This is a genomic window from Mesorhizobium waitakense (assembly GCF_056431085.1).
This window is the reverse complement of record NZ_JBWKME010000016.1, coordinates 237,061-251,815: the sequence shown is the minus strand read 5'-3', so window position 1 is coordinate 251,815 and position 14,755 is coordinate 237,061. Positions and strand designations below refer to the sequence as shown.

Annotated in this window: 16 protein-coding genes and 2 pseudogenes; 8 read left to right on the top strand and 10 right to left on the bottom strand. The window is 63.2% G+C overall.

The window, feature by feature from the left end; genetic code table 11:
• The first annotated feature begins 16 nt into the window (after positions 1 to 16).
• Positions 17 to 535: a glycosyltransferase gene (locus AC07FD_RS03770; protein ID WP_478348706.1), complete on the top strand. Its 519-nt coding sequence runs from the start codon at positions 17 to 19 to the stop codon at positions 533 to 535.
• Positions 536 to 682: 147 nt separating this feature from the next.
• A complete protein-coding gene (locus AC07FD_RS03765) occupies positions 683 to 1,657 on the top strand; it encodes a hypothetical protein (RefSeq protein ID WP_478348705.1) in 975 nt (324 codons plus the stop codon).
• A 125-nt stretch (positions 1,658 to 1,782) separates the two neighbouring features.
• Here the strand turns inward: AC07FD_RS03765 and moaB are convergent, their stop codons facing one another.
• The 6 genes from moaB to AC07FD_RS03735 all read right to left on the bottom strand — a co-directional run bounded on the left by moaB (position 1,783) and on the right by AC07FD_RS03735 (position 5,559).
• Positions 1,783 to 2,325, bottom strand: a complete 543-nt coding sequence (gene moaB, locus AC07FD_RS03760; protein WP_478348704.1) for a molybdenum cofactor biosynthesis protein B — start codon at positions 2,323 to 2,325, stop codon at positions 1,783 to 1,785.
• Position 2,326: 1 nt separating this feature from the next.
• Positions 2,327 to 3,214: a 4-(cytidine 5'-diphospho)-2-C-methyl-D-erythritol kinase gene (locus AC07FD_RS03755; RefSeq protein ID WP_478348703.1), complete on the bottom strand. Its 888-nt coding sequence runs from the start codon at positions 3,212 to 3,214 to the stop codon at positions 2,327 to 2,329.
• A 26-nt stretch (positions 3,215 to 3,240) separates the two neighbouring features.
• Positions 3,241 to 3,426 (bottom strand): membrane protein, encoded by a 186-nt coding sequence (locus AC07FD_RS03750; protein WP_027023000.1) that lies wholly within the window; start codon positions 3,424 to 3,426, stop codon positions 3,241 to 3,243.
• Between the two features lie 165 nt (positions 3,427 to 3,591).
• The gene (locus AC07FD_RS03745) at positions 3,592 to 4,455 is read right to left on the bottom strand and encodes a S49 family peptidase (protein ID WP_478348702.1); all 864 of its coding nucleotides are present in this window, start codon (positions 4,453 to 4,455) and stop codon (positions 3,592 to 3,594) included.
• A gap of 79 nt (positions 4,456 to 4,534) precedes the next feature.
• The gene (locus tag AC07FD_RS03740; RefSeq protein ID WP_478348701.1) at positions 4,535 to 5,335 is read right to left on the bottom strand and encodes a tRNA1(Val) (adenine(37)-N6)-methyltransferase; all 801 of its coding nucleotides are present in this window, start codon (positions 5,333 to 5,335) and stop codon (positions 4,535 to 4,537) included.
• Positions 5,335 to 5,559, bottom strand: a complete 225-nt coding sequence (locus tag AC07FD_RS03735; protein ID WP_091576439.1) for a putative signal transducing protein — start codon at positions 5,557 to 5,559, stop codon at positions 5,335 to 5,337. The genes AC07FD_RS03740 and AC07FD_RS03735 overlap by 1 nt, the downstream gene beginning before the upstream one ends.
• 208 nt (positions 5,560 to 5,767) lie before the next feature.
• On the opposite strand from AC07FD_RS03735, the gene AC07FD_RS03730 reads away from it, so the two are divergent.
• Positions 5,768 to 6,784 carry a polyprenyl synthetase family protein gene (locus AC07FD_RS03730; RefSeq protein ID WP_478348700.1) on the top strand — a complete coding sequence of 339 codons (1,017 nt, stop codon included), beginning with the start codon at positions 5,768 to 5,770 and terminating at the stop codon, positions 6,782 to 6,784.
• Positions 6,785 to 7,010: 226 nt separating this feature from the next.
• Here AC07FD_RS03730 and AC07FD_RS03725 read toward each other — a convergent pair whose 3' ends face one another.
• Together AC07FD_RS03725 and AC07FD_RS03720 are read right to left on the bottom strand one after the other, a co-directional pair.
• The gene (locus AC07FD_RS03725; protein WP_478348699.1) at positions 7,011 to 7,610 is read right to left on the bottom strand and encodes an NADPH-dependent F420 reductase; all 600 of its coding nucleotides are present in this window, start codon (positions 7,608 to 7,610) and stop codon (positions 7,011 to 7,013) included.
• A 216-nt stretch (positions 7,611 to 7,826) separates the two neighbouring features.
• The gene (locus tag AC07FD_RS03720; RefSeq protein WP_478348698.1) at positions 7,827 to 8,561 is read right to left on the bottom strand and encodes an SDR family NAD(P)-dependent oxidoreductase; all 735 of its coding nucleotides are present in this window, start codon (positions 8,559 to 8,561) and stop codon (positions 7,827 to 7,829) included.
• A gap of 289 nt (positions 8,562 to 8,850) precedes the next feature.
• On the opposite strand from AC07FD_RS03720, the pseudogene AC07FD_RS03715 reads away from it, so the two are divergent.
• From AC07FD_RS03715 to AC07FD_RS03705, 3 genes and pseudogenes are all read left to right on the top strand, one after another.
• A pseudogene (locus AC07FD_RS03715) lies at positions 8,851 to 9,751 on the top strand (LysR family transcriptional regulator).
• Positions 9,693 to 9,932, top strand: coding sequence for a transposase (locus AC07FD_RS03710; protein WP_478348697.1), 240 nt, complete (start codon positions 9,693 to 9,695; stop codon positions 9,930 to 9,932). The pseudogene AC07FD_RS03715 and the gene AC07FD_RS03710 overlap by 59 nt, the downstream one beginning before the upstream one ends.
• A 234-nt stretch (positions 9,933 to 10,166) precedes the next feature.
• Entirely contained in the window at positions 10,167 to 11,942 is a 1,776-nt protein-coding gene (locus AC07FD_RS03705; protein WP_478348696.1) for a tetratricopeptide repeat protein, read from the top strand.
• A 107-nt stretch (positions 11,943 to 12,049) separates the two neighbouring features.
• Here AC07FD_RS03705 and AC07FD_RS03700 read toward each other — a convergent pair whose 3' ends face one another.
• Positions 12,050 to 12,511: an N-acetyltransferase family protein gene (locus AC07FD_RS03700; protein WP_478348695.1), complete on the bottom strand. Its 462-nt coding sequence runs from the start codon at positions 12,509 to 12,511 to the stop codon at positions 12,050 to 12,052.
• A gap of 234 nt (positions 12,512 to 12,745) precedes the next feature.
• Between AC07FD_RS03700 and AC07FD_RS03695 the strand changes: the two genes are divergently transcribed.
• Positions 12,746 to 13,666 (top strand): glycine--tRNA ligase subunit alpha, encoded by a 921-nt coding sequence (locus AC07FD_RS03695; RefSeq protein ID WP_095091899.1) that lies wholly within the window; start codon positions 12,746 to 12,748, stop codon positions 13,664 to 13,666.
• 73 nt (positions 13,667 to 13,739) lie between these two features.
• A pseudogene (locus AC07FD_RS03690) lies at positions 13,740 to 14,441 on the top strand (DUF4328 domain-containing protein).
• Here the strand turns inward: AC07FD_RS03690 and AC07FD_RS03685 are convergent.
• On the bottom strand, positions 14,402 to 14,590 hold the full coding sequence (locus tag AC07FD_RS03685) for a hypothetical protein (RefSeq protein WP_478348694.1): 189 nt from the start codon (positions 14,588 to 14,590) through the stop codon (positions 14,402 to 14,404). The pseudogene AC07FD_RS03690 and the gene AC07FD_RS03685 sit on opposite strands and share 40 nt — an antisense overlap.
• Positions 14,591 to 14,755: the final 165 nt, after the last annotated feature.

Here is a 14,755-nt window from a genome sequence, read left to right as displayed (position 1 = left end):
CGCTATTCGGCTAGTGATGCTCAGTGTCCTGATTGAAACCCGCAATGACGAGGAGGGCCTCGCCCGCACGCTCGCCTCGCTGATTGGCGGCGCGGTCGAGGGCGTGGTGCGTGACGTCATCGTCTGTGACACGGGTTCCACCGACCAGACGCATCGTGTTGCCGAGCATGCCGGCTGTCACTACGTGACTGGCGGTATCGCTGCCGGCATCCGCCAAGCCAAGGGTGACTGGCTGCTGCTCCTGGAGCCGGGCTCGCGGCTGATGGATGGCTGGATCGATGCGGTCGTTGCCCACACGGCCAGGCAGACCATGGCGGCACGCTTCTCGCGGGCGCGGGGCAGCCGCACACCGTTCCTGGCCCGGGTGTTTTCGGGAAACCGCGCCTTGGCCGATGGATTGCTGATCGGCAAGCTTCAGGCCGCGGCAGCGTCGAAGCGGGCCGGCAGCGCCGAGGCCATCGCACGCGGCCTCGCGGCAAAGCGGCTCGATGCCGAAATCTGGGTGGCGCCGCCGAAGCAGCGCTCCCCGGAGTGATTTTTTTGCGGCTGCTCTCTTCATTGTGCATTGCACAAAATCTGACGCGAGGTTAGTTTCCCGTTCAGACGGGTGGATTGGGTTTGGGTCATGCCGAGTGATGAGCACCGATGCGGCATCGGCGCCACGCTCATAGCCGAGGACCCGATGAAGCTTTCAACCCCCGACAAATCCGGCGCTGCCAGTCTCGAGGCCATTGCGCGCAACGGCAGTCTGCTGCGCCGCATCGCCGTGCGCATTCCGACCTATCTGACGGACCTGCGCGAAAACCCTGCCTGGCTGCCGATGTTCGTGCTGGCGCGCACAATGCCGGGACGCCGGATACATTGGCTGGGCGCAAAACGCGCTCGTCCGGCCCAAAATTCGGGGGATACGATGTTTGCCGGCGTCGACCGCGAAGCCGTGGTCGAAGCGCTGCGCTCCGACGGGCTGTTTTCGGGCCTGGTGCTGCCGCCGGCGATTCATGAAGAGATCGCCAGTTTCGCCCAGCGAACGCCTTGCTTCGGCAATTTCGACCGCCGTCTCGAATTCATGCCGAGTGAACATGCCGAGGCCGAGAAACGCATGGGTCGCTCACTGCTCAGCGGACATTTTTTCGAGCGCATCCTCGACTGCCGGGCGGCACTCGCCATCCAGCGCGATCCGCTGCTTCTGGATATTGCGGCGCACTATCTCGGCGGCCAGGCAAAACTCATCACCACGCGCGTCTGGTGGAGTTTTCCGACGGGTGAGGCTTCGGACGCCGACAAGAACCTTGCCTCGCTCGGCAAGTATCATTTCGACCTCGACGACTGGCGCATGCTGAAATTCTTCTTCTATCTCAAGCCGGTCGACGCCGACACCGGCCCGCATGTCTATGTCCGCGGCAGTCACAAGCGCCGCAGCCTCAAGCATCAGCTCACTTTGCTGGTCGGCCATCCCGCACAAGAGGTTCTGGATGTCTATGGCGAGCACAGCCCCGTGACGCTGACCGGTGAAGCCGGTCTCGGCTTCGTCGAGGATCCGTTTGGCTTCCATATGGGCACGGTGCCGGCGCGCACGCCGCGGCTGATGATGGAAGTCGGCTTCGGCGTATCGCCGCCCTCACGCCGGCGCTTTCATGGCGAGCCGGTCATCCGCTGAAAAGGGAACGATCCCAGCTCATCTCGACAGGCATCCAGCGCGCGGCGAATAACACTTCGAAGGCGCAAGCGGTGTTCTGCTGGGCGAAACCGAGGTCGCGCGCTTGAATTGCCTGCTGTTTGGCCTCAACCGCGCCGCAGATGCTCGTCCAGGCGAGGCATGATCTCGACGAAGTTGCAGGGCATGTGCCGGTAGTCGAGCTGCGCCTTGAGGATGCCGTCCCAGGCGTCCCTGCAGGCTCCGGGCGAGCCCGGCAGCACGAAGACGAAGGTGGCGTTGACGACGCCGCCGGTCGCCCGGCTCTGGATCGTCGAGGTGCCGATCTTGTCGTAGGAGATGCGGTGGAAGACTTCCGAAAAGCCGTCCATGCGCTTTTCGAAGATCGGCTCCAGCGCTTCCGGCGTCACGTCGCGGCCGGTGAACCCGGTGCCGCCAGTGGTGATGACGACGTCGATCGCCGCATCCTGCGACCAGCCGAGCACCTTGTCGCGGATTTTTTCGCGGTCATCGGTGACGATATCGCGGGCGGCGAGGACGTGGCCGGCTTCAGTGATGCGGTCGGCCAGTGTCTGGCCGGATTTGTCGTCGGCGAGGCTGCGTGTGTCCGAGACGGTCAGCACCGCGATGCGGATCGGAATGAAAGGCCGGCTCTCGTCAATCCTAGCCATCTCAGTCAGCCTCCGATGTCATGCTGCGCGTCGCGGCGACGAACCAGTCGGGCTGGCGGCTGCGGATGTCGGCTGCGGCGCGCTTGGCGACATTGCCGGTCTCGAACAGGCCGAAGCATGTCGCGCCGGATCCGGACATCCGGGAGAATCCCGATCCTGCCTTGTTAAGCCAGGAAAGCGCTCTGCCGATGGCGGGCTGCATCGCCAGCGCCGCAGGCTCAAGATCATTGCGGGTGATCTCCAGCCAGTTGCGCAGGCTATGGAAATCGATGCTGCGCGGTAAAGGCGGCAGTGGCGCATTGTCGCGACGGGACAGCGCTGCGAACACCTCGGCGGTCGAGACGGCCGTTCCGGGATTGACCAGCACCAGCCCCAGCGCCGAAAAATCGGGCACCATCGACAGCTCGTCTCCGATGCCACGCGCGACCAGCGGCTTGGCCGCCAGGCACATCGGCACATCGGCGCCAAGCGAAAGGCCGATCCGCGCCAGCTCGGTGCTGTCCATGTTCAGGGCCCATGTCTCCGCCAGCCCGCGCAGCACGGCTGCCGCGTCGCTCGAGCCGCCGCCGACGCCGGAGGCAACCGGCAGGTTCTTTTCGAGCCGGATGGCGACCGGCGGGGTTTTCTTGGCCCCAGCCTCTCTTCGCAGCGCATCGCGGGCCCTGAGCACGAGATTGCTGGCGTCAAAGGGAACGGCCTGCGCGTAGCGGCCAGTCACGGCAAAATCATCGCTGTCGGAGAGCGCGATCTCGACCCGATCGCCAAAACGCGTGAACACCGCCAGGCTTTCGATCAGGTGATAGCCGTCGGGGCGCCTGCCGGTGACATGCAGCGCCAGATTGATCTTGGCGTGCGCATGCCAGATGCGCGACCCGATTTCGGTGTCCACGGCGTCAGTCGTATGCGGGATGATGCTCAGTCCTTGGCCAGCCGGTACTCGCCGGTCTTCGGATCCTTGACCAGCGTACCCATGGCGCCGTTGGCCGCCTGCTTTTCGGTGCGCCGCACCTTGGCGGTCACGCGCTCGGCTTCCCGGATGAAGGTGCGGTAGCCGAAATAGGCGGCGACGCCAACGACGGTGAAGAAAATGATCTGCGGCATGTCAAAACTCCTCCCACGCTGGGCGGCGGCCGGTCGGGTCGGTCAATGCATGTCGCCCAAAATTAGCCCTGGGACAACGACATGCATAAAAACAAAGACTTAAAGCGCGATCCGTTTCAACGTGACGCGCTTTAAGCCCTCATGCTAGACGGTTTTGCGGGTTTTTCAAAGCCCGAACCGTGCCCACAACGCGCGCTCTTCCGCCGCATCGATCACGCCGCTGGCGGCTGCCGCGGCGATATCGGGCACTGAGAAGCCCTTGCTCGAGCCGAACAGGCCGAACCGGCTGAGGAAACCGCGCGGCGCCGTTACCAGCCTGAGCTGGGTCTTCGGTCCGAAACGGGTCTTCAGCACCGTGCGCATGTCGCCGAGTGCATCGACCAGGCCGAGTTCGAGACCCTTCATGCCGGTCCAGAACAGACCGGTGAACAGGTCCGGATCGTTCTTCAGCTTCGTGCCGCGCCTTTCCTTGACGAGGCCGATGAACGTGCCGTGCACCTCGAGTTGCAGCGCTTTCAGGCGCTCGACGTCTTCCTTCTTCTCCGGCTTGAACGGATCGAGCACGGCCTTGTTCTGGCCGGCGGTGTGGACACGGCGCTCGACGCCGATCTTCTTCATCAGTTCCGGGAAGCCGAACGAGGCCGAGACCACACCGATCGAACCGACGATGGAGGACGGATCGGCGAAGATCTCGTCGCCGGCAACCGCGATCATGTAGCCGCCCGATGCCGCGACGTCCTCGACGAAGACCAGCACTTTCTTGTTCTTTTCGCTCGCCAGGTCGCGGATACGCTTGAAGATCAGCCGCGATTGCACCGGCGAGCCGCCTGGCGAATTGATCGAGATGGCGACCGCCGGCGCGTCGTAGGAAAACGCCTTCTCGATGAGGCCGGCGGTCGAGGCCAGCGACAGACTCGGCCGGAACTGGCCACCCCCGGGCATGATGGTGCCGTGCAGCCGGATGACCGGAATGGTGACGACGGTGGAGCGCCAGGACTTCGGCAGCAGGCGGTTGATAAGTCGTTTCACGAGGGCGCGGTCTCCGGTCGATAGGTTGCACGCATGTAGGAACTTCCCGGCCAACGGCAATGTGGCCGGTACGAATAGCTCAATCTCCGAACAGCGAGGCGAGGCCGTTGGCCATCATTTCGCTGCGCTCATCAGGGTCGTCGCCCGATTGCGAATGAAGCATCAGGGGAGGGCGAATGGCGAGCTTCCCCCGCGCCCCGAGCGCAGCCCTGACGACGATGCGGATCGCCGCCGCGTCGGGGCGGGGATGGACAGCGAGGATCTCGGCATCGCCGAAGCGGCCGGAGAGCGCATCGAGAATGGCGCCGAGCTGCTCGGGCCGGGCGATGACTGCGAGGCCGCCGCGCGGCCTGACTACGGCGGCAGCACTTCGGATCCAGCTCTCGAACAGTCCGTCCTCCGTGACGTGGGCTTCCTTTCTCAGGCGATCGGGCGTGGCGCGGTCCCGTGCGGCGTTGAAGGGCGGGTTCATGATGACGAAGTCGAAGTCGTTGTCGGCGAGGCCGGCCGCCGCCCGCGCCCGTCCCGATACGGTGACATCGGCGATGAGCACAGAGGCACGGTCACTGAGATGGGCATTGCCGGGATGGGCAAGCGTTGCCGCGGCGAAGGCAGCCATTTCCGGCGCCCGTTCGACGAGCACGGCAGCGGCCGTTGGGCAGCGCGACAGCACCGCCAGGCCGGCGGCCCCGGCTCCGGCGCCGAAATCGGCGAGACGTCCGCCAAAGGAGGATGGCACGGACGCCGCCAGCATCATGGCATCCATGCCGGCGCGATGTCCGCCTTGCTTGGGCTGCACGAGCCAGAACCGGCCGCGATGGAAGGCATCGACCGTATGGGTCGGCGTGTCCGGGGCAAGGGTGGCTGGCGCGGCGGACATTATTTCCCGCGGATCTCGTTAGCGATGCCGGCATCCGTCAGGATGCGCCGTGCCGCGTCGGCCTGGTCGGCATCGACCATGATGCGTCGCGGCAGGATGCCGAGCGAGCCGTCGAGCACGCTCATGTTCTGGTCGGCGACGAAGCAGCCGATGCCGGCATCGCGCATCAGCGATTCGACAAAGGAGATGATGACGGCGTCGTTGGTGCGAATGAGCTCTATCATCGGGCGAAACTCTCAGTTTGCGGCGCATATGTAAACGGGCAGGCGGATTTCCGTCACCAAAGCAGAACTGCTCTTTCGGCAGGGTTGACAGGCTGTCATCGCCGCCGCGCCAATTCGCCACTTGCCGTGGCCGTGTCTAGCGCCCTAGAGTCCCTGCAGGGACCAAGGGTGCCGTCGCACGCGTTATACCAAGACGGGAGTGATTGTCGTGGGTGTCGTTCTCAACATCGAAAACGGGAAGCGGGAAGCCGCCTCCATCAAGGATTTGATCGATCTGACGGCCGCCGACATGGGTCGCGTCAACGAATTGATCCTGTCCAAGGCCGGCTCCGACGTCGAGATGATTCCGGAAGTGGCCAACCATCTGATCTCGTCCGGCGGCAAGCGGCTGCGGCCGATGCTGACGCTCGCTGCCGCGCAGATGTTCGGCTATGCCGGCGAGGGCCACGTCAAGCTCGCAACGGCGGTCGAATTCATGCACACGGCAACGCTTCTCCACGACGATGTCGTCGACGAAAGCGGTATGCGGCGCGGCAAGAAGACCGCGCGCATGATCTGGGGCAACCAGGCGAGCGTCCTGGTCGGCGACTTCCTGCTCGGCCAGGCCTTCCGCATGATGGTCGATGTCGGCTCGCTCGAAGCGCTCGACATCCTGTCGAGTGCGGCCTCGATCATCGCCGAGGGCGAGGTCATGCAGCTCGCCGCCGCCAAGAACCTCGATACCACCGAGGACGAGCATTTCGCCGTCATCAAGGCCAAGACCGCGGCGCTGTTTTCGGCCGCTGCCGAGGTCGGCCCGGTCATTGCCCAGGCGACACGCAACGACCGTGCCGCACTGCGCTCCTACGGCATGAACCTCGGCCTTGCCTTCCAGTTGATCGACGATGCGCTGGACTATGGCGGCACCAGCAAGGATCTGGGCAAGAATGTCGGCGACGACTTCCGCGAGGGCAAGGTGACCTTGCCGGTTATCCTCGCCTACCGGCGCGGCACCAAGGCCGAGCGCACCTTCTGGAAGCGCGCCATCGAGGACAATGTCGTCGATGACGCCGGCCTGGAAAAGGCGATCGGCCTGATGACCCGCCACGGCGCGATCGCCGACACGATCGGGCGTGCCCGCCATTTCGGCGAGATCGCCCGCGACGCGCTGGCGCCGCTGGAAGCGACGCCGCAGAAATCGGCGCTGATCGACGTCATCGATTTCTGCATCAGCCGGGTGAACTGAGCGGCTGGCGTTTCGGGGCAGGCTCTGCTCTGCAAAAAACCTGATCAGGAGATGGCACCGCCACGGCCGCTGTCTGGTGAGCCGACCTCCTGAAATTCGCTTTGGGGGTGGAAAGGGGACGTCGAAGCCCTCGCCACTTCCGGACCTCGGGTTATGACTTAGCCCGCGTGGACTCTCATGGCGGGGCCCGGGCAAGCAGCACCTCTGACAGTGGACAGTAAATCCGTTACTGCTCCTTCTTGAACAGGTCCTGGAAGATCAGCTGGCCCCAAGCGCGGCCGCGTGCGTGCACCAACGCGCCACCCTCGTTGAGCTTTCCCAGCTTGACGGGTGCGAACCCCAGTTGTTTGGCCAAATCCGCCACGGGAGCGATCGCGTCCTCGTCGTCGCTCGACAGGAAGACCACCCGGTGGCCGCCCTCGACGATCGGATCGGCGGCCAGGGTGGCCGCAACGAGGTGATTGAAACCTTTCACGAACTTAGCGCCGGTGAACGACTTCGCAACGAAGGCGGAGGACGGGAGGCCGTCCAGCTCCTCAAGAGGAACCAACGCGTTCATCGCGTCGATGACCGTCTTGCCTTTCCAACTCGGCAGGGCCTTCGCAACCTCGCGATGTTCCCCGAACGGGACCGCCAAGATGATTGTGTCGGCCTCGAGTGCATCCCGCAGCGACTTGGCGACGACCGTGGGTCCAATCGCCCGAGCCTGCGGCGCCAACGCCTCGGGCGGCCGGCGGCTCGCGACGGTCACGTCGATGTTTTTACGGGCGAAGGCGTAGGCGAGGGCCTGGCCTATCTTACCGAATCCTACAATCGCGTAGCTCATAATGCTTCTCCTATCGGTGTCGATACTGATTACCCCGGCCTTCGACTGCGCTGGGTTATCCGTTTCGCCGCATGGCGACCTTCGCGAGATCTTCGGACCGCCACCGCAAGCGATGCGTGACATCGGTTCGAATTCCTGAATTGACGCGTAGTCGTCCTGCCGTGACGACTTCGGCGCGCCCGGACGGTCAACCACTTCCGGCGATCGGGCGCGATTTCAGATGGCCGAGAAGCCGCCGTCGACAGACAACTCCACCCCATTCACGAAGCTTGAATCGTCTGAAGCAAGAAACAGCGCGACCGCCGCAATTTCCTCAGGACGCCCCATCTTTCCCCGCGGGATCAGAGATTCGAACATCCGCTTCGCCTCCTCCGTGAGAACTTGGTCCTGCATCGGTGTGGCGATCGGCCCCGGGCTCAGCACGTTCACCCGGATATTCCTGCCCTTCAGTTCGTTGAGCCAGGTGCGTGCGAATGAGCGCAACGCCGCCTTGCTCGCCGCATACACGCCGTAACCAGGAAAACCTTTCACCGAAGCAACTGACCCGGTCATGAAGATCGATCCGCCATCGTTGAACAGCTGCAACGCTTTCTGAACCGTAAACAGCGTGCCGCGCGTATTCAGGCCGAAGGCCGCATCGAAATGCTGCTCGGTAATCTCGCCCAGTGGGACGGCTTCGCCCATGCCGGCGCTCGCGTACAGGACATCGATCTTGCCCTTCTCTCGCTTGACCATGTCGAACAGACGGTCGAGGTCGTCGAGATTGGCCGCGTCGCCGCGCACGCCGGTCGCGTTCCGGCCAATCAGCTTGACCGCCTCGTCGAGCGCCTCCTGCCCTCGGCCCGTAATGAAAACATAGGCGCCTTCTTCAACGAACCGCTTGGCGCTCGCCAGCGCCATGCCGCTCGATCCGCCCGTGATGACCGCAACCTTACCGTCCAGCTTTCCCACGTTTTTTCCTTTCAGGCTCTGCCTTTGGTCGTTCGGGAAGAACCCCGAGAGCCTCGAAATAAGTCTGCCAGGGTTAGGCTTTGAGTGCGGAAACGCGCACATCGGTGGTGCAAAATCGATCCGGCTGGACGACGGACGCCAGCCGCGACGACCGGTGTCCGCCATTCAGGATTGGGCCGCGCTTGTCGGCAGGGGTTATGATCATCGCCGTGCTACCCGCAAACGAGATGCTGTTCGATGTGGTAGATGTGGGCTTTGGAAGGCGCACCGCGCGGTGCGAGATTGCACCATGATCGACTGGGATGACGTTCGCTACTTTCTTGCCGTCGCGCGTGGAGGCTCGGTGCGGGCTGCCGCCGAGCGCCTCGGTGTGAACCACTCGACCGTGCTGCGACGCATCGCCCAGCTCGAGGAACGCCTCGGGGTGCACATGTTCGAAAAGCTGCCTTCGGGCTACCGCCTGACGGCTGCGGGCGAGGAGGTCCTCGAGTTTGCGGACCAGATGGAAGCGTCGTCGCACCTGCTGGAGACGCGCGTCTTCGGGCGCGACCAGAGCGTGCGCGGGCTTCTGCGGGTGACGCTGGCACCGCCCCTCGCGACACACCTGCTCATGCCGGACTTCGCCGATTTCGCGCGTCTGCATCCGGACATCGAGATGGAAATCTTGTCGTCCGGCGAGCTGGCAAATCTGACCAACCGAGAGGCCGACGTCGCGATCCGCGTCGTCTACGACCGCAAAACCCTGCCGCTCAATCTTCACGGCCTGAAGGGACCGGAGCTGTTGGCGTGCGGGCGCGCCTGATCCCATCCGCTGGATCGTCATAAGCATTCATGGAATTCCGGATTGGGCCAGCGAGGGTGAGGTTCGCGCCACGGGGGTTCCATTCAGGACCACGGACGCCGAGGCGCAGATCGTTGCTGTACGGCAAGGGCTCGGCATGACGACACTGCCGTGCTTCGTTGGCGATGCCGACCCTCTACTGGTGAGGGTGCCGGGTACCGATCTGCACATGTACGGAACGCTCTGGCTTCTCACGCAGGGGGAGGCACGCAAGACGAAGCGCGTGCGGCTCTTTTCCGAGTTCGTATCCCGCAGGCTCGCCGCGTACGCTCCATTTCTCGCGGGGCTGAATGGAGGCGAGAACTTACGCCGACCCCAGCCTGATGACGATCCGACGATGTACCGTTGAGCACCCCTTCGGGACGATCAAGCGCATGTCGGGCGGTGGAAGGTTCCTCACCAGGGGACTTAGGGCGGTGAAAGCCGAAGCGGCGCTCTTAATCCTCGCCTTCAATATCCTCCATGCCGTGAACGCATTCGGCTATCGCGACACGCAGGTGCAGCGGCCTGCCTTGCCGGGCAAGCGCTGATATCGGAGTCCCAGCGGACCAAACCTGTGATATGATCGGCTCCGCGCGGGGCCATGACCGGAACTCGAAAACGGAAAACTGTCCCTGGTCGCCATGGTTTGTTAATCGGGTGCCCGGATTGTGAATTCGAGGCGGATTGAAGCGCGACCCCAAAAAGGCCATGCTTTGCCCGGAAAGATCGAGTCTACGCCAATCCCGCTGACGCGGAGATGGCGCCTGGCTGAAAGGGATACGATGCAGCAAGGACGTGCGCGCTGGCTGACAAGGCTGGCAATTGTGACAGGCATGGCGATCTCGGCTTTGCCGGCCTATGCCAAGCAAACCGCCGAACCGGTCAAGATCACGTCGTTCTCGGGTGCCTATCTGGCCGCCCGGATCGCCGAAGGCGACAACGACCTCGACAGCGCTATCGCCTATTACAAGCAGGCATTGGCCTTCAATCCGAGCGACACCGGACTGCAGCAGAGCCTGATGCTGTCGCTGATCGCTCAAGGGCGCTTCGACGAATCCCTGGTCTATGCCGACAAGCTCAAGGAAGTTCCCGATGTCGAGCGCTTCTCGCGCCTGGCGCTGGCGGTCGATTCCTTCCACAAGAAGGATTTCACCAAGGCTCAGTACTGGCTCAAGCTGTCGCTGGAATCCGATCTCGACCGGCTGATCTCCGGCGTCATGTCCGGCTGGGCCCAACAAGGCGCCGGCCAAGCCAGCGATGCGATGGCGTCCATCGACAAGTTGCAGGGGCCGGACTGGTTCGGCCTGTTCAAGTCCTTCCATCGCGCGCTGATTGCCGACGCGTCGGGCATGCCCGAAAAGGCCGAGGCGATCTACGCCGCGACGATGCAGGATACAGCCGCCGGTGGTTCGGCTCCCGAAACCTGGATGCGCAACGCCCAGGCCTACGCGTCGTTCCTGGCCCGCAAGGGCGACAAGGACAAGGCACTGTCGGTGCTCGATCAGGCCGAGGCGTTTGCGCCGGGCAAGCTGGAAATCGTCGCCTTGCGCGACAAGATCAGCAAGGGTGACAAGATTGCGCCTTTCGCTGCCGGCCCGTCGGACGGCGCGTCGGAGATACTGCTTAATCTCGCCACGGCGCTCAATCGCGGCGGTGGCGAGCCGTTCGTACGGCTTTACCTGCAGTATGCCCTGGCCCTGAAGCCTGACAGCGACGCAGCCCTGGTTCAGCTCGCGGCCGTCTCCGAGCAGTTGAAGGACGGCGAGGGCGCCATCGCGCTCTATCGGCGCATCCCCGACTCTTCGCCGTTGAAAGAGCTTTCGGACCTGCAACTCGGCCTCAACCTTGCCGATCTCAATCGCCAGGACGAGGCGATCACCCATCTGAAGGCTTTCGTCGACGCGCATCCCGACGACATGCGCGCCTATCTGGCGCTCGGCGGCGTCTATTCGTCGAAGGATGATTTCCGCTCGGCGGCCAATCTCTACGACAAGGCAGTCACGGTGCTGAAGACGCCGACTGCCGCCAACTGGAACATCTTTTACCAACGCGGCATCGCCTATGAGCGGCTAAAGGAATGGCCCAAGGCCGAACCGAGCTTCCGCAAGGCGCTGGAACTGTTCCCCGACCAGCCGCAGGTGCTGAACTATCTCGGCTATTCCTGGGTCGACATGAATACGAACCTCAAGGAAGGCCTGGCGATGATCCAGAAGGCCGTCGATCTCAGGCCGAGCGACGGCTACATCGTCGATTCCCTGGGCTGGGCCTATTTCCGCCTCGGCCGGTTCGATGACGCGGTGCGCGAGATGGAACGCGCGGTGTCGCTGAAGCCGGAAGATCCGGTTCTCAACGATCACCTCGGCGACGCCTACTGGCGTGTTGGCCGCAAGCTGGAAGCCACCTTCCAGTGGAACCAGGCGCGCGACCTGAAGCCGGACCCCGATGTGCTGGCCACATTGCAGCAGAAGCTGATGAAGGGCCTGCCGCCCATCGAGTCCAACACCGCGCAGGAAACCCCGAAGGTCAAGCCCGAGCCGGTGCCAGCCCCGAAGGGGTGAAATCGGTTTCTTGAAATGCAAACGGGGCTCCTTTTCGGAGCCCCGTTTTCGTTTGGACGTGCATCCGTCCAACATAACTGAACACGGCCAGTGCGTTGGAAACTGCCTCAGAAGAGCTTCCGGTAGACGATGAACCCGGAGCGTTCGCCGACCTTGTCATAGAGCTTCATCGCCGTGTGATTGGTCTCATGCGTCAGCCAATACACCCGCCCCGAACCGTCGGCCTGGGCACGCTCGTAGACGCCCTCTATCAGGGCCCGGCCGATGCCTTTGCCGCGCGAGGCCTCTGTGGTGAAAAGGTCCTGCAGGTAGCAATTGGGCGAGATCGCCGTGGTGCTGCGGTGAAAGAGGTAATGCACGAGGCCGAAAAGCTGTCCCTCGCTCTCGGCAACCAGCGCATGCATCGGCTCATAGGCATCGAAGAAGCGCGACCATGTCATCGCGGTGATCTCGCTTGCCAGCGCCGTCTCGCCCGAGCGGCCGTAAAATGCATTGTAACCGTCCCACAGCGGCATCCATTGGTCGAAATCCTGCCGGGCGATGGGACGGATGATGGTGGAACTGGGCATGATTGAACCTGTTGTCCTGACACTTTGCGGTACGAGCAGACCGCAGGCGCCCATGGCCGGCAATGGGCCAGTCGCTCGCAAAGCTTTCAACATCATCGGCGGGCTCGCTAGTCCGCACCGGTGCGCCTTGCTTGACGCTACGCCGCCGGGTCTCTAGGACGTGCCGGCAAGCTAGCCTTTGCTGCCGAGGCCCCCGTGACGATTGAAATCCCGACGATTGAAATCCCCGCCCATATGCATCCCAGCCGCTCGTTCCAGGGGCTGATCCTGACCTTGCACAATTATTGGGCGAACTATGGTTGCGTCATCCTGCAGCCCTACGACATGGAGGTCGGCGCCGGCACCTTTCATCCGGCGACGACGCTGCGCGCGCTCGGGCCAAAACGCTGGAACGCCGCCTATGTCCAGCCGTCGCGCCGCCCCAAGGATGGCCGCTATGGCGAGAACCCGAACCGGCTGCAGCATTATTACCAGTACCAGGTGATCCTGAAGCCGAATCCGCCGAACCTGCAGGAGCTTTATCTCGGCTCGCTGGCGGCGATCGGCGTCGATCCGCTGCTGCATGACATCCGCTTCGTCGAGGACGACTGGGAAAGCCCGACGCTGGGCGCCTGGGGGCTGGGCTGGGAGTGCTGGTGCGACGGCATGGAAGTGTCGCAGTTCACCTATTTCCAGCAGGTCTGCGGCATTGAGTGCGCCCCGGTGGCGGGCGAACTGACCTATGGGCTGGAGCGCTTGGCCATGTATGTGCAGGGCGTCGACAATGTCTACGACCTCAACTTCAACGGCCGCGAAGGGGCCGACAAGGTCACCTACGGCGATGTCTTCCTGCAGGCCGAGCAGGAATATTCGCGCCACAATTTCGAATACGCCAACACGGCGATGCTGCTGCGCCATTTCGAGGACGCCGAGGCCGAATGCAAGGCGCTGCTCGATGCCGGTGCGCCGGCGTCGAACGACAATCTGCCAATGCACCGCATGGTCTTCCCGGCCTACGACCAGTGCATCAAGGCCAGCCATGTCTTCAACCTGCTCGACGCGCGTGGCGTGATTTCGGTTACCGAACGGCAGAGCTACATCTTGCGGGTGCGCAATCTGGCGAAGGCCTGCGGCGAGGCGTTTTTGAAGACGCAGGCTGGCGGACTGGCGGCCTGACTGCCGCAGTCCAACTTTTCCGCGTGAGTGTCTGTTAATTCCCGCTTAGGTTGCACACACTTGTCGGCGAGGGGTGGTTGACGTGGGCATTTTCCGAAATTTTACGACCAGCACGACCTGGGTCGTCAGGCTGCTCTGGCTTGGCATTCTGATCGACGCGATCGCCGTCCTGTCCGGCCTGTCCGAGCTTTGGTTGCTCAGCGACGTGGAGAGCGGCAGCTACAATTACGATCTCGTGGCGGCCGCCGACCGAAACGATCTCAGGCAGGGAGCGATCGGGGTCGTTCAGCTCATCCTGTGGTTGGTGCAGGCAGTCATGATTCTCGCCTGGATCAGGTTGGCCAACAAGAACGCCAGGTTGCTGGGCGCCAAGGATATGGAGTTCACGCCAGGCTGGGCGATCGGTTGATACTTCATCCCTATCGCCAATCTGTGGAAACCGTATCAGGCGATGGCTGAGATATGGCGAGCGAGCAGCGGCTCGCCGAACTGGAAATCAAGTGAAACGTCGGGATCGTTGCCAGGCTGGTGGGTTGCCTGGCTGGCCGCCAATGTGTTGGGCCGGCTGTCTTTCAAACTCACCATGAAGGCGCAGGAGATTCCGGAACTGAAGAATGCATCAATTGCGACCGCGGCCGCCGATGTCGCCAGCATCGTGTTGTGTGTCCTCTTTCTGGAGATCGTGAGGCAGGTTCATCGGCGGCAGTTGGCCTGGGCAGCAGCGCCGATGCTATCTCAGGACATGCCTGGCCTGGCCGCCAGCGATACAGTGTAAACCACCGTGCCAGGCATGCCCTGACCGCTGGCACCGTCGATCGTGCGCAATGCCTGCCGAACGCCCGGCATCGAGAAGGCACCGTGAGCCTGCGCGGTGAAGCAGGCGGTGAGTGCTACAATCTGCAGAAGTCTGGATGCCGTTTTCATGGTCGTTCAGCCAATAGTTCCCTACCTGAGCGTGGGTCGCTTCAGCGCTGCGTTCGGTTCATGGAAATCTTTGATCCAAGGACGGGCGGGGTCGCCTCGTCCCGACAGGGCGGCCAAAATTTCCGGAAAGGGTGACAGCGGCCAGCCGAGTTGCTATGCCCCGCG

Bases quoted from the DNA above. Each gene is read 5' to 3' on its own strand.
- AC07FD_RS03705 (WP_478348696.1), top strand. From the start codon at position 10,167: ATGCAGCAAGGACGTGCGCGCTGGCTGACAAGGCTGGCAATTGTGACA.
- AC07FD_RS03770 (WP_478348706.1), top strand. From the start codon at position 17: ATGCTCAGTGTCCTGATTGAAACCCGCAATGACGAGGAGGGCCTCGCC.
- moaB (WP_478348704.1), bottom strand. From the start codon at position 2,325: ATGGCTAGGATTGACGAGAGCCGGCCTTTCATTCCGATCCGCATCGCG.
- AC07FD_RS03710 (WP_478348697.1), top strand. From the start codon at position 9,693: ATGGAGGCGAGAACTTACGCCGACCCCAGCCTGATGACGATCCGACGA.
- AC07FD_RS03685 (WP_478348694.1), bottom strand. From the start codon at position 14,590: ATGAAAACGGCATCCAGACTTCTGCAGATTGTAGCACTCACCGCCTGC.
- AC07FD_RS03750 (WP_027023000.1), bottom strand. From the start codon at position 3,426: ATGCCGCAGATCATTTTCTTCACCGTCGTTGGCGTCGCCGCCTATTTC.
- AC07FD_RS03740 (WP_478348701.1), bottom strand. From the start codon at position 5,335: ATGTCCGCCGCGCCAGCCACCCTTGCCCCGGACACGCCGACCCATACG.
- AC07FD_RS03765 (WP_478348705.1), top strand. From the start codon at position 683: ATGAAGCTTTCAACCCCCGACAAATCCGGCGCTGCCAGTCTCGAGGCC.
- AC07FD_RS03700 (WP_478348695.1), bottom strand. From the start codon at position 12,511: ATGCCCAGTTCCACCATCATCCGTCCCATCGCCCGGCAGGATTTCGAC.
- AC07FD_RS03695 (WP_095091899.1), top strand. From the start codon at position 12,746: ATGCATCCCAGCCGCTCGTTCCAGGGGCTGATCCTGACCTTGCACAAT.
- AC07FD_RS03725 (WP_478348699.1), bottom strand. From the start codon at position 7,610: ATGAGCTACGCGATTGTAGGATTCGGTAAGATAGGCCAGGCCCTCGCC.
- AC07FD_RS03735 (WP_091576439.1), bottom strand. From the start codon at position 5,559: ATGATAGAGCTCATTCGCACCAACGACGCCGTCATCATCTCCTTTGTC.